This is a genomic window from Atlantibacter sp. (assembly GCF_032062175.1).
Lineage (GTDB): Bacteria > Pseudomonadota > Gammaproteobacteria > Enterobacterales > Enterobacteriaceae > Atlantibacter.
In genome coordinates, this window is the sequence record NZ_DAMBQK010000001.1 from 135908 (window position 1) to 148589 (window position 12682).

The window sequence follows — 12682 nt, forward strand, 5'->3', positions numbered from 1 at the left end:
TCAGATTTAGCATCGTAGGGAATTCTGATGCATGGCGGTATGTTTCATCGTCAATTAACAAAGGAGTGTTTATGTTTAGCAAAGCAGCGAAATGGTCAATGGTGATGGGAATGCTGGTGACAGGATGCAGTAACCCCTATGTTGCTCATTCACCTCAATATGAAATGCAAGGGAGGATGGTGAGCCAGGCTGTCCCCGCGCCGAGGGCAAATACCGCGCGCTATGAGCACTACGACGACAACCCGGTAAAGCAGGTTAGCCAACAGCCGCTGGCGACGTTTAGTCTGGATGTGGATACCGGCAGCTATGCTAATGTGCGCCGTTTCCTGAATGAAGGTATTTACCCGCCGGCGGATGCGGTACGCGTGGAAGAGATGATGAATTATTTCCCCGCAGACGCGAAACCCGTTTACGTTGCAATCCCTGCCAGCCAGCCCTTTGCGGTTGACTATGAACTCGCCCCTGCGCCCTGGAACAGTGAACGCACGCTGCTGCGGGTCAACATTCAGGCGAAAGACATCAAAACCGCCGAACTGCCGCCCGCCAATTTAGTGTTCCTGGTGGATGTGTCCGGGTCGATGGATGAACCGGCCAAACTGCCGCTGATAAAATCCTCATTAAAACTGCTGGTAGATGAATTGCGCGACCAGGATCGCGTGGCGATTGTCACCTATTCCGGTGAAGAGCGTGTGGCGCTGCCTTCTACCTCCGGCAGTGACAAATCCACCCTTCGCCACGCAATTGAGGGGCTGGATGCCAGCGGCGCGACCAGCGGCGAGGCGGGTATTCGCCTGGCCTATCAGCAGGCGGAAAAAGGCTTTATTAAAGGCGGCGTGAACCGCATTCTGCTGGCCACCGACGGGGATTTTAACGTCGGGATCAGCGATAACAAGCAGCTCGAAACCCTGATTAAACAGAAGCGCGACACCGGGATTACACTCTCCACGCTTGGCGTAGGTAGCGATAATTTCAACGAAGCCATGATGGTCAACGTCGCCGACGTGGGTAACGGCAACTACAGCTATCTCGATTCGCTGTCTGAAGCGAAAAAGGTGCTTAATGATGAAATGCACCAGACGCTGATTACCGTCGCGAAAGATGCCAAAGCGCAAATTGAATTCAATCCACAGCGTGTCGTCGAGTATCGTCAGATAGGTTATGAAAAACGCCAGTTGCGGGATGAGGATTTCAATAACGACGCGGTGGACGCCGGGGATATCGGCGCAGGTAAGCGGGTTACGGTCCTGTTTGAGCTGACGTTATCCGGGCAGAAACCGTCAGTTAACCCGCTGCGTTACGGAAAGCAAAAACCGGTGGAAGGGAAATCTGATGAGTTGGCGTTTATCAATCTGCGCTGGAAAGCGCCGGAAGGCGGCGACAGCCGGTTAATGAGCGAACCGGTGACCCCGGCAAAGCTTAACGCCTCGTTTGATTCCGCCTCGCAGGAGATGCGCTTCCAGACTGCTGTGGCTGCCTGGGGGCAAAAACTACGCGGCTCCAGCTACCTTGCCGCCACTTCCTGGGAGCAAATCGCCCAATGGGCAAGCGCGGCGCGCGGCGAAGACAGCAATGGCTACCGGGCTGAATTTATCCAGTTGGTTAAGCTGTCCGGGAAACTGGCAAAATAACGTTGATAACCTAAACCGCCACTCGTGGCGGTTTTTTATATCTGCACCGTCATAAAATCTTCAGCGGCGAGGGTGTTCGGGAAAATTTCCCGGCACTCGCGCAGCAGCGCTTCACAGCCCACTTCATCATAGCGCGAGCTGAAATGGGTAATCACTAACCGCCCGACGCCAGCGGCTCTGGCGACCTCGGCGGCCTGCACCGTGGTGGAATGGCCCCGGCTGTTGGCTTTTTCCGCCATGGCGGCTTCCAGGGTAGTTTCATGCACCATCAAATCCACACCCTGCGCCAGCGCGACGGCATCTGATGCGGGTCCGGTATCGCCGAAAATCGCCAGGGTTTTGCCTTTTTGCGCCGGGCCTAAATACGCCTCACCGTTGATGACCCTGCCATCGGCCAGCGTAACGGTTTCCCCGCGTTTTAAACGCTGAAACAATGGGCCGGGCGCAATGCCTTCCGCCTTCAGTCGCGCGGCGTCAAGCGCGCCGGGTTTGTCATGCTGTTCAAGGCGATAGCCGTAGCATTCCATCGGATGGGTGAGGGGATACGCCGTCACGCGAAATTCACTATCGCAAAACACTTCACCCGCCGTAATCTCGACGATCTCCAGCGGAAACCCGGTCCAGGAGCCGCTAAGCTGCAACGCCATCTCAATAAACTGCCGTAAACCTTTTGGCCCATACACCGTTAGCGGGCTTTCGTTACCCGCCATTGAACGGCTGCACAACAGCCCCGGCAGGCCAAAAATATGATCGCCATGCAGATGGGTGATAAAGATCTTACTGAGCTTGCCGGGATTAAAGGCGGTGTGCAGCATCTGATGTTGAGTGCCTTCGCCGCAGTCAAATAGCCAGTAATGCGGCTGGTTATTCATCGGGTTAAACACCATTGCCGTCACATTGCGGGTTTTGCACGGTACCCCGGCGGAGGTACCTAAAAATGTCAATTCCATCCCGCGTTTCCCTTATGAATGATTTAGTATGAGAACGACCATTATGCACCATTCAGGAGCGCACCATGATTCACTGGCAGGATCTTCACCATTCAGAATTTGATGTCCCGACGCTGTACGCGGTACTGCAACTGCGTTGCGCGGTGTTTGTGGTTGAGCAAACCTGCCCTTATCAGGATGTTGATGGTGACGATCTGGTGGGAGAGAACCGCCATATCCTCGGCTGGCGCAACGGCAGGCTGGTGGCTTATGCGAGGATTCTGAAAAGCGACAATGATTTTGAGCCGGTGGTGATTGGCCGGGTCATTGTCGATGCCCGCCTGCGCGGCGAAAAACTCGGTCAGCAGTTGATGAGCCAAACCCTCGCTTCATGCCACCAGCACTGGCCTGGCAAGGCGTTGTACCTTGGCGCGCAGGCACATTTGCAGGCTTTTTATCAGCGCTTTGGTTTTGCGCCCGTCACTGGCGTCTACGATGAAGACGGCATTCCGCATATTGGGATGGCCAGAGAATAAGCGGCAAAAAGCGCTTCCCTTGTCTATATTTAGCTGACGTGTGTTAAATCCTGATGGAGAGAAGCGATGACTCAGAATAACGAACAGTTCAATACCCGGATTGATGATGATTTGTCACTGCTTAGCGAAACGCTAGAGGAAGTGCTGCGTTCGTCGGGCGATCCGGCGGATCAGAAATACATCGAACTAAAAGCACGTGCCGAACAGGCGCTTCATGATGTAAAAGCACGCGTATCCAACGCGTCCGACAACTATTATTTCCGTGCCAAAAAAGCGGTTTACCGCGCGGATGACTACGTTCACGAGCAGCCGTGGAAAGGTATCGGCATCGGCGCCGCCGCCGGTCTGGTGCTGGGTATTCTGCTGGCTCGCCGCTAAACGTCGTTTCCTCACCCCTGAGATCAGGGGTGAGGCTATATCCCCCATCTAGTGTAATTTTGTTTACCCACCAGACCACGTATAATGCGGGGTTTTTCAGGGAAACGAGGTACACGTGCATTCCATTTCCACCGCGTTGCAGCAAATCGCGCAACAATTGCGCGCAGAATTTCCTGTCTCTCCCGGTGTGCGGCGTTTCGCTGTACCGGTATCCCTGAACCAAACCGACCCGCTTGCGTGGCTTGCCAGCCAGCAGACGTATCCGCAGTTTTACTGGCAACAGCGTAATGGCGATGAAGAAGTTGCCGCGTTAGGGGCCAGCCATCATTTTTCTACCTTTGATGCCGCCCAGGCGTTTCTGGCAAACCAGCGCGATGCCGCGCTGCGCATCTGGGGATTAAACGCTTTTGATACCGAACGCAGCGCGCTGTTTCTGCCGCGTCTTGAATGGCGGCGTCACGGTGGCGGGGTGACCCTGGCGCTGACGTTGTGCAGCGACCACTCGCTGGCCGACGACGCCCGCGCCGCGCTGGCGTTCATTGAGTCGCTTACCCCCGGTGAACCGCTGCCTGATGCGCCGCTTGATTGCGTGGGCGAGCGCCATTTCCCCGAACGCGCGGGCTGGAACCGGCTCATCACCCAGGCGACAGACGCCATCGCGGCGGGGCAGTTCGAAAAAGTGGTCATGGCCCGCGCCAGCGATCTGCAATTTTCATCCCCGGTGAGTGCGGCGGCGTTTATGGCCGCCAGCCGCCGCGTTAATCTTAATTGCTACCACTACTTTATGGCCTTTGCGCCGGACGACGCGTTTTTAGGCTCCAGCCCTGAGCGCCTGTGGCGGCGCATCGACAGTGCCCTGCGTACCGAAGCGCTGGCTGGCACCGTGGCAAATCATCCCGATGAAGCGAAAGCCCAGGCGCTGGGTGAATGGCTGATGAAAGACGATAAAAACCAGCGTGAAAACATGTTGGTGGTGGAAGATATTTGCCAGCGCCTGCAAAACGCCGTCAGCTCGCTGGATGTCCTGCCGCCGCAAATCGTCAGGCTGCGCAAAGTGCAGCATCTGCGCCGCTGCATCTGGACCGAACTCCACCAGCCCGACGATAGCCTTTGCCTGCACCAGCTCCAGCCTACGGCGGCGGTGGCGGGCCTGCCGCGCGAACCGGCGCGCCAGTTTATCGCTGCCCACGAGTCTTTCGTGCGCGAATGGTACGCCGGTTCCGCAGGCTATCTCTCGCTAAAACAGACTGAATTCTGTGTGGCCCTGCGCTGCGCCCGGGTGGCTCAACAGACCGTGCGGCTGTATGCGGGCGCGGGTATTGTCGCGGGTTCGCAGCCTGACGAAGAGTGGCAGGAAATCATCAATAAAGCGGCGGGATTGCGCACTTTACTGGTGAGCTAACGCCAGAATCCCGACCCATATCAAAACAGTGAATGTCGCGCGCTTTATAATAAAGCGGCAAAATTGATACCGGACAACTTATGTCGACTAGTACTTTCAACCGCCGCTGGGCGACGGTGATCCTCGAAGCCTTAACCCGCCACGGCGTTCGCCATATTTGTATTGCGCCTGGCTCGCGTTCGACGCCGTTGACGCTGGCGGCAGCGGATAATCGCAACCTGACTCACCACACCCATTTTGACGAGCGTGGATTAGGGCACCTGGCCCTGGGGCTTGCCAAAGCCAGCGGCGAGCCGGTCGCCGTGATTGTCACGTCCGGCACGGCGGTGGCAAACCTGTATCCAGCGGTAATTGAAGCCGGGTTGACCGGCGAAAAGCTGATCCTGCTCACCGCCGACCGGCCGCCGGAGCTGATTGACTGCGGCGCCAACCAGGCGATCCGCCAGCAAGGTATCTTTTCTTCCCATCCCACCGCCGCGCTGGATTTACCCAAGCCCAGCCCGGAAACGCCAGCCAAATGGCTGGTGTCGTCGATTGATTTGCTGTTAGGCCAGCAGCGCGGCGGAGCATTACATATCAACTGTCCGTTTGCCGAGCCGCTGTACGGCGAGCTGGACGACACCGGTCTCGCCTGGCAGGAGTCGCTGGGCGACTGGTGGCAGGACGATAAACCCTGGCTGCTGGCAGCGGAAGATCACCACGCAACGCTGCAACACGACTGGGGTGCATGGCGGCGTAAAAAAGGCGTCATCATTGCCGGACGGATGTCGCCGCAAGAGGGCAAACAGCTGGCAAGCTGGGCGCAAACCCTGGGCTGGCCGCTGATTAGCGATGTCCTGTCGCAAACCGGGCAGCCGCTGCCCTGCGCCGATCTATGGCTGGCGAATCCGCACGCCCAGGCGTTACTGGCGCAAGCGCAGATTGTTATCCAGTTCGGCAGCAGCCTGACCGGTAAACGTTTACTGCAATGGCAGGCCAACTGCCAGCCGCAGGAGTTCTGGCTGGTGGATCACCTGATTGGGCGGCTCGATCCGGCCCATCACCGGGGGCGTCGGTTAACCGCGCGCATCAGCGAGTGGCTGGAGCTGCACCCCGCCGAGCACCGTGCGCCCTGGGCCGGGGATATCACCGCGCTGTCGCAAACCGCGTGGGAACTTACCGAAGCCGCCACCCAGCTATTCGGCGAAGCGCAACTGGCGCATCGGCTACCGCAACTGCTGCCGGAACACGGCCAGGTCTTCGTCGGTAACAGCCTGGTGGTGCGTCTGGTGGACGCGCTGGCGCAGATGCCGCAGAGCTATCCGGTGCTGAGCAATCGTGGGGCCAGCGGCATTGATGGGCTGATATCCACCACCGCCGGGGTACAGCGCGCCACCGCGCGCCCGACGCTGGCCATCGTGGGTGATTTATCCGCGCTGTACGATTTAAACGCCCTGGCGCTGCTGCGCCACGTTTCTGCGCCGCTGGTGCTGATTGTGGTGAACAACAACGGCGGGCAAATCTTCTCGTTATTGCCAACCCCGGTGAGCGAACGTGAGCGCTTTTACTGTATGCCGCAGAACGTGTCGTTTAAGCACGGCGCGGCGATGTTTGGCCTTGACTATCGCAACCCAACGACCTGGGAAGAACTTCAGGCCGCCGTGAGCGAAGGCTGGCAGCGGCCTCACACCACCGTGGTGGAAATTAACGTGCCCTCTACCGACGGCACGCACACTCTGCAAAACCTGCTGGCGGCGGTAAGCCAGGCATGATCCTGAATGCGACCGCGCGTCCCGGTAAAACCGCCTCGCAGCCCTGGCTTGTCTGGCTGCACGGTTTTCTGGGCAGCCAGCAGGAGTGGCAGCAGGTGGCCGCTGAGTTCAGCGAACCTGGCCACCTGTTTATCGATTTGCCCGGCCACGGCGGCAGTGCGGATGTGCGCGTTGCCAGCTTTGATGAGACCTGCATACTGCTCGACGCCACCCTGGCGCATCACGCCATTAGCCAGTACTGGCTGATTGGCTATTCGCTGGGCGGGCGCATCGCCATGCACTACGCCTGCGGCAAACCGCGCCCCGGTTTGCAGGGGCTGATTGTCGAAGGCAGCCATCCAGGATTAACGGACCCCCAGGAACGCGACGCGCGTATCGCGTCGGACAGCCGCTGGGCGAGCCAATTTCGTGAAGCGCCCCTCGAACAGGTGCTGAATGCCTGGTATCAACAGCCGGTTTTTGCCACCCTCAGCGCAGCGGCACGTGAAGAACTGGTTGCGCTACGCAGACACAACAATCCGCACGCGTTGGCCGATATGCTGGAGGCTACCTCGCTGGGCCGCCAGGCGGATTTACGCGGGCAACTCAGCCAGTTGCCGCACCCCTTTATCTATTTTTGCGGTGAGCAGGACAGCAAGTTTCGTGGCATCGCCACAACGCTTAACGTGCCCTGTCACCTGATTACGGCTGCGGGCCACAATGCCCATCGCGAAGCGCCGCTGGCCTTCGCGCAAAGCCTGTCACCACTTTTGCCTCAACCAGACTAAGGAATCACCATGCTCCATCTCGATGAACAGATGCTGAACGCCCCGATTGAATGGCAGGACTGCTCCGAAGGCTACACTGATATTCGCTATCACAAGTCGCCGGAAGGGATCGCCAAAATCACCATCAACCGCCCGCAGGTGCGTAATGCATTCCGTCCGATTACCGTGAAGGAGATGATCCAGGCGCTGGCGGATGCCCGTTATGACGACAGCGTTGGCGTGATCATTCTGACCGGCGAAGGCGATAAAGCGTTCTGCTCCGGCGGCGACCAGAAAGTGCGCGGCGACTACGGCGGATACCAGGACGACTCCGGCGTTCACCACCTCAACGTGCTGGACTTCCAGCGCCAGATCCGCACCTGCCCGAAACCGGTAGTGGCGATGGTGGCGGGTTACTCTATTGGCGGCGGCCACGTGCTGCACATGATGTGCGATCTGACCATCGCGGCAGAAAACGCCATCTTCGGCCAAACCGGCCCGAAAGTCGGCTCGTTCGACGGCGGCTGGGGCGCGTCCTATATGGCACGCATTGTCGGCCAGAAAAAAGCGCGTGAAATCTGGTTCCTGTGCCGTCAGTACAATGCCCAGGAAGCGCTGGATATGGGCCTGGTCAACACCGTGGTGCCGGTTGCCGAGCTGGAAAAAGAGACCGTGCGCTGGTGCCGTGAAATGCTGCAAAACAGCCCGATGGCGCTGCGCTGCCTGAAAGCCGCGCTCAATGCCGACTGCGACGGCCAGGCGGGCCTACAGGAGCTGGCGGGTAACGCCACCATGCTGTTCTATATGACCGAAGAAGGGCAGGAAGGGCGTAACGCGTTTAACGAGAAACGTCACCCGGACTTCAGCAAATTCAAACGGAACCCGTAATGCGACAGGCACAACTCTGGCGGTATCAGGTACCGATGGATGCAGGCGTTGTGCTTCGCGACCGTCGCCTGAAAACCCGCGACGGTTTACTGGTGCGCCTGGAAGAGAATGGCGTGCAGGGATGGGGCGAAATCGCCCCGTTACCCGGCTTTAGCGTTGAATCTCTCGAACAGGCGACGGATGCCGCGCTGGCCTGGCTAAACGCCTGGCGGCAGGGCGGGGACGCCGCGCTGCCGGAACTGCCCTCCGTGGCGTTTGGCCTGAGCTGCGCGCGGGCGGAACTCACCGGCGCGCTGCCGGATGCCGCCGATTACCGTGCCGCACCGCTGTGTACCGGCGACCCGGACGAGCTGTTCGCGTTACTCAGCGCCATGCCGGGCGAGAAAGTCGCCAAGATCAAGGTTGGCTTGTATGAAGCGGTACGCGACGGCATGGTGGTCAATCTGCTGCTGGAAGCGATCCCGGATTTGTCGTTGCGTCTCGACGCCAACCGGGGATGGACGCCGCTCAAAGCGCAGCAGTTTGCCAAATACGTGAATCCCGAGTACCGGGCGCGCATCGCGTTTCTCGAAGAACCCTGTAAAACCCGCGAGCAATCACGGGCCTTTGCGGCAGAAACCGGCATCGCCATCGCCTGGGATGAAAGCCTGCGCGAAGCAGATTTTGTGATGCAGGCGGAGCCGGGCTTAAGTGCGGTGGTGATCAAGCCCACGCTCACCGGCAGCCTGGATTGCGTACGCGCGCAGGTGGCGGTGGCCCATGCCCAGGGATTAACGGCTGTCATCAGCTCCTCGATTGAATCCAGCCTCGGGTTAACCCAGCTGGCGCGCATCGCAGCGTGGCTGACGCCCAACACTATCCCCGGTCTCGACACCCTGTCGCTGATGCAGGCGCAGTTGGTGCGGTCCTGGCCGGACAGCGCGCTGCCGGTCTGGTCCACGGACGCGCTGGAACCGCTGTTGTGATCTTCACGCAGTGGCCCTGGCAGCACTGGGCGCAGCGGCGCGGTGAGGCGATTGCGCTGGCGCTCAATGACCAGACGCTCACCTGGCGGCAGCTTTGCCAACAGGTGAATGCGCTGGCAGCGGGCCTGGCGCAGCAGGGCATTAGCGACGGTGCGGGTGTGGCATTACGTGGGCGCAACAGCCCGCAACTGGTGCTGGCCTGGCTGGCGCTGATGCAGTGCGGGGCGCGGGTATTACCGCTCAATCCGCAGCTTCCGTCGGCGTTGCTTGAGGAACTGCTGCCCACGCTGAATATCGATTATGCGCTGGAACTGGGATGCGATGCGCTACTCAACAACCTTCCCGCGCTGGCGCTTACGCCGGGTGAAGACGCGGTGACCTGTGACTGGCAGCCGAACCGGATAGCGTCGATGACGTTGACCTCCGGCTCTACCGGCTTGCCGAAAGCGGCGGTGCATAGCGCCCAGGCGCATCTGGCCTCGGCGCAGGGCGTACTGGCCGCCATCCCGTTCTCGCCTGAGGACTGCTGGCTGCTGTCGCTGCCGCTGTTTCATGTCTCCGGGCAGGGGATTGTTTGGCGCTGGTTGCTGGCAGGCGGGCAACTGGCGGTGCGCGAATCTGTTCCGTTGCATGAAGCGCTACGCGGCTGCACCCACGCCTCGCTGGTGCCGACGCAATTGTGGCGCTTGCTCAATGATAATCAGCCGCTGACTCTCAACGCGGTGTTATTAGGCGGCGCGGCGATCCCGGTGGCGTTAACCGATGCCGCGACCGAGCGCGGCATTGCCTGCTGGTGCGGCTACGGGTTAACCGAAGCGGCGTCCACCGTGTGCGCCAAACGGGCAGACGGCCTGCCGGACGTCGGCGCGGCGCTGCCGGAACGCGAAGTGAAAATCGTCGATGGCGAAGTGTGGCTGCGCTCCGCCAGCCTCGCCAGCGGCTACTGGTGTAATGGAACCCTCGTCCCACTACTGAATCAGGACGGCTGGTTCGCGACCCGCGATCGCGGTGAAATTCGTGAAGGGCGGTTAACCGTGCTGGGCCGAATCGATAATCTGTTTTTCAGCGCGGGCGAGGGCATTCAGCCGGAAGAGGTGGAACGGGTTATCGCCACGCATCCGCAGGTCAGCCAGGTGTTTGTGGTGCCGCTGGCAGACAGCGAATTTGGGCATCGCCCGGTAGCGATAGTGGAAGGCGAGGCCGATTTGGATCTCAACAGCCTTGCGGTATGGGTCAGCGACAAGCTGGCACGTTTCCAGCAGCCGGTGCGCTGGCTGGCACTGCCGCCGCGCTTTAAAAACGGCGGGATTAAAATCTCGCGCCGGGCGTTGCAGCAGTGGGTGAATAGCGATGCCGGTTGAATCAGAGCAACCCTTTCTTACTCAGCGTGGCGCGGGTCGCCACGTTTAAATCATAATTCGGGAAATCTTCCGGCTTCACCCAGGCATGATCCTGAAACTCCTCGTTCAGTACGATATCCCGGTTAGCCGCCACGCAGTCAAAAATCAGGTAAATCATGTAGATCTCTTCCTGGCTGCCGTCGGCGTAGGTTTTCATCCGCACGTCGTCGCTGAACGTCCAGGGCGTCACGCGGGAAATAACCAACTGCTCGCCCAGCTCTTCGGCGATTTCGCGGCGCAGCGCCTGCTCCATGGTTTCGCCGGGCTCCATGCCGCCGCCGGAAAGCGCCCACTGGCCGGGGAACACCCCACGGTTATCGGCCATTTTACACAGTAGATACTCACCCTGATTTTCAATGAGCGGGCAGACAATAGTCCGTTGACGCATGATCATTTCCTTATTCGTAAGAAGGGGATGAGTGTAACGCGATGAAAGAAAAAGCGGGAGCCTCAACTCCCGCCTGACGGTTATTTTGCGGCTTTGATGGCGGCCAGCGCGGCGGCGACGCCCGCGCCGTATTCCGGGTGGACTTCGCTGAACAGGCCAATCTGGCGCTGCTGGATAAACTCCGGCACGTCTTTCATGTCGCCCGCGATGCGCTGGAACATGCGCTGATGCTCCTCGTCGCTCAGTAGCTCAAACAGCTTACGCGGCTGGCTGAAGTAGTCGGTATCTTCGCGATGGTTCCAGTGGTCCGCTGCGCCTTCAAGCGTTAACGGCGGCTCGCTGAAGTCCGGCTGTTCCTGGAAGACGCCAAAGCTGTTCGGCTCATAGGTTGGGCCGTTGCCGCTGTTGCCGTCTACGCGCATCGCGCCATCACGATGATAGTTGTGGAACGGGCAGCGCGGCTTGTTCACCGGGATCTGGTGATGATTAACACCTAAACGGTAGCGGTGGGCATCGCCATAGGAGAACAGGCGGCCCTGCAACATGCGGTCCGGCGAGAAACCAATGCCGGGCACCACGTTAGCCGGAGACATCGCCACCTGCTCAACTTCAGCAAAATAGTTCTCCGGGTTGCGGTTCAGCTCCAGCTCGCCCACTTCAATCAGCGGATAATCGCCGTGCGGCCAGACTTTAGTCAGGTCGAACGGGTTATACGGCGTTTGCGAGGCTTCGGCTTCCGGCATCACCTGCACGTACAGCTTCCAGCGCGGGAAATCGCCTTTTTCAATATGATCGAACAGGTCGCGCTGCGAACTTTCACGATCTTCCGCCACCAGACGTTTGGCGTCGTCGTCCATCAGGTTGGCGATACCCTGCTGAGATTTCAGGTGGAATTTCACCCAGAAGCGCTCGTTGTTGTCGTTGATAAAGCTAAAGGTGTGGCTGCCAAAACCGTGCATGGTGCGATAGGAGAACGGCAGGCCGCGATCGCTAAAATCGATAGTTAACTGATGCAGCGATTCTGGTTGCAGGGAGAAGAAATCCCACTTGTAGGTGTTGTTCCGCAGGTTAGTGCGCGGATCGCGTTTTACCACGTGGTTGAGATCCGGGAACTTCAGCGGATCGCGCAGATAGAACACCGGCGTGTTGTTGCCGACCAGATCCCAGTTGCCTTCTTCGGTATAGAACTTGATCGAGAACCCACGGATATCGCGCTCGGCATCGGCTGCGCCGCGTTCGCCAGCCACAGTGGAGAAACGAATAAACAGGTCAGTTTTTTTACCGATTTGCGAAAAGAGTTTGGCGCGGGTAAAGGCGGTAATGTCATGGGTGACGGTGAAGGTGCCGTAAGCGCCCGAACCTTTCGCATGCATACGGCGCTCGGGGATCACTTCACGGTCGAAATGGGCTAATTTCTCAAGGAACCAGACATCCTGTAGCAGCATCGGACCTCGTGGGCCTGCGGTCGCTACGTTATTGTTATGGGCAACCGGTGCGCCTGAGGCGGTGGTTAATCCTTTTTTAGTCATCTTATATCTCCTGAATGAATATAACCGTTAGTTCCATGTGGATACTCGATATCAACATGGCGCTAATTTTTAAAACGCGCCTTGATCAACAACAATATGTGTTCCCCTATCGCAAATATCGGCTCGGGCATTTCTCTTAAAA

12 protein-coding genes are annotated in these 12682 nt (G+C 58.9%); 9 read left to right on the forward strand and 3 right to left on the reverse strand.

Annotation, left to right across the window (positions count from 1 at the left end; all coding sequences use genetic code 11):
• Window positions 1-98: 98 nt before the first annotated feature.
• On the forward strand, window positions 99-1628 hold the full coding sequence (locus RT120_RS00685; RefSeq protein WP_409515013.1) for a vWA domain-containing protein: 1530 nt from the start codon (window positions 99-101) through the stop codon (window positions 1626-1628).
• 35 nt (window positions 1629-1663) lie between these two features.
• Here RT120_RS00685 and rnz read toward each other — a convergent pair whose 3' ends face one another.
• Window positions 1664-2578: a ribonuclease Z gene (gene rnz / locus RT120_RS00690; protein WP_312978291.1), complete on the reverse strand. Its 915-nt coding sequence runs from the start codon at window positions 2576-2578 to the stop codon at window positions 1664-1666.
• Between the two features lie 65 nt (window positions 2579-2643).
• Between rnz and RT120_RS00695 the strand changes: the two genes are divergently transcribed.
• The 8 genes from RT120_RS00695 (at window position 2644) to menE (ending at window position 10584) form a co-directional block, all read left to right on the forward strand.
• Window positions 2644-3093, forward strand: a complete 450-nt coding sequence (locus RT120_RS00695; protein ID WP_312978292.1) for a GNAT family N-acetyltransferase — start codon at window positions 2644-2646, stop codon at window positions 3091-3093.
• A gap of 66 nt (window positions 3094-3159) precedes the next feature.
• Window positions 3160-3471 carry a stress response protein ElaB gene (elaB, locus tag RT120_RS00700; RefSeq protein WP_312978294.1) on the forward strand — a complete coding sequence of 104 codons (312 nt, stop codon included), beginning with the start codon at window positions 3160-3162 and terminating at the stop codon, window positions 3469-3471.
• Between the two features lie 115 nt (window positions 3472-3586).
• Window positions 3587-4873, forward strand: coding sequence for an isochorismate synthase MenF (menF, locus tag RT120_RS00705; protein ID WP_312978296.1), 1287 nt, complete (start codon window positions 3587-3589; stop codon window positions 4871-4873).
• Window positions 4874-4953: 80 nt separating this feature from the next.
• Window positions 4954-6624, forward strand: a complete 1671-nt coding sequence (menD, locus tag RT120_RS00710; protein ID WP_312978298.1) for a 2-succinyl-5-enolpyruvyl-6-hydroxy-3-cyclohexene-1-carboxylic-acid synthase — start codon at window positions 4954-4956, stop codon at window positions 6622-6624.
• Entirely contained in the window at window positions 6621-7391 is a 771-nt protein-coding gene (menH, locus tag RT120_RS00715; RefSeq protein WP_312978299.1) for a 2-succinyl-6-hydroxy-2,4-cyclohexadiene-1-carboxylate synthase, read from the forward strand. The genes menD and menH overlap by 4 nt, the downstream gene beginning before the upstream one ends.
• Window positions 7392-7400: 9 nt before the next feature.
• On the forward strand, window positions 7401-8258 hold the full coding sequence (gene menB / locus RT120_RS00720) for a 1,4-dihydroxy-2-naphthoyl-CoA synthase (protein ID WP_312978300.1): 858 nt from the start codon (window positions 7401-7403) through the stop codon (window positions 8256-8258).
• A complete protein-coding gene (gene menC, locus RT120_RS00725) occupies window positions 8258-9223 on the forward strand; it encodes an o-succinylbenzoate synthase (protein ID WP_312978302.1) in 966 nt (321 codons plus the stop codon). The genes menB and menC overlap by 1 nt, the downstream gene beginning before the upstream one ends.
• Entirely contained in the window at window positions 9220-10584 is a 1365-nt protein-coding gene (menE, locus tag RT120_RS00730) for an o-succinylbenzoate--CoA ligase (RefSeq protein ID WP_312978304.1), read from the forward strand. The genes menC and menE overlap by 4 nt, the downstream gene beginning before the upstream one ends.
• Window position 10585: 1 nt before the next feature.
• On the opposite strand, the gene nudI is transcribed toward menE, so the two are convergent.
• A complete protein-coding gene (nudI, locus tag RT120_RS00735; protein ID WP_151603992.1) occupies window positions 10586-11011 on the reverse strand; it encodes a nucleoside triphosphatase NudI in 426 nt (141 codons plus the stop codon).
• 80 nt (window positions 11012-11091) lie between these two features.
• Entirely contained in the window at window positions 11092-12540 is a 1449-nt protein-coding gene (gene katA, locus RT120_RS00740; protein ID WP_312978305.1) for a catalase KatA, read from the reverse strand.
• Window positions 12541-12682: the final 142 nt, after the last annotated feature.

Bases quoted from the DNA above. Each gene is read 5' to 3' on its own strand.
- RT120_RS00685 (WP_409515013.1), top strand. From the start codon at position 99: ATGGTGATGGGAATGCTGGTGACAGGATGCAGTAACCCCTATGTTGCT.
- rnz (WP_312978291.1), bottom strand. From the start codon at position 2,578: ATGGAATTGACATTTTTAGGTACCTCCGCCGGGGTACCGTGCAAAACC.
- RT120_RS00695 (WP_312978292.1), top strand. From the start codon at position 2,644: ATGATTCACTGGCAGGATCTTCACCATTCAGAATTTGATGTCCCGACG.
- elaB (WP_312978294.1), top strand. From the start codon at position 3,160: ATGACTCAGAATAACGAACAGTTCAATACCCGGATTGATGATGATTTG.
- menD (WP_312978298.1), top strand. From the start codon at position 4,954: ATGTCGACTAGTACTTTCAACCGCCGCTGGGCGACGGTGATCCTCGAA.
- menH (WP_312978299.1), top strand. From the start codon at position 6,621: ATGATCCTGAATGCGACCGCGCGTCCCGGTAAAACCGCCTCGCAGCCC.
- menB (WP_312978300.1), top strand. From the start codon at position 7,401: ATGCTCCATCTCGATGAACAGATGCTGAACGCCCCGATTGAATGGCAG.
- menC (WP_312978302.1), top strand. From the start codon at position 8,258: ATGCGACAGGCACAACTCTGGCGGTATCAGGTACCGATGGATGCAGGC.
- nudI (WP_151603992.1), bottom strand. From the start codon at position 11,011: ATGCGTCAACGGACTATTGTCTGCCCGCTCATTGAAAATCAGGGTGAG.
- katA (WP_312978305.1), bottom strand. From the start codon at position 12,540: ATGACTAAAAAAGGATTAACCACCGCCTCAGGCGCACCGGTTGCCCAT.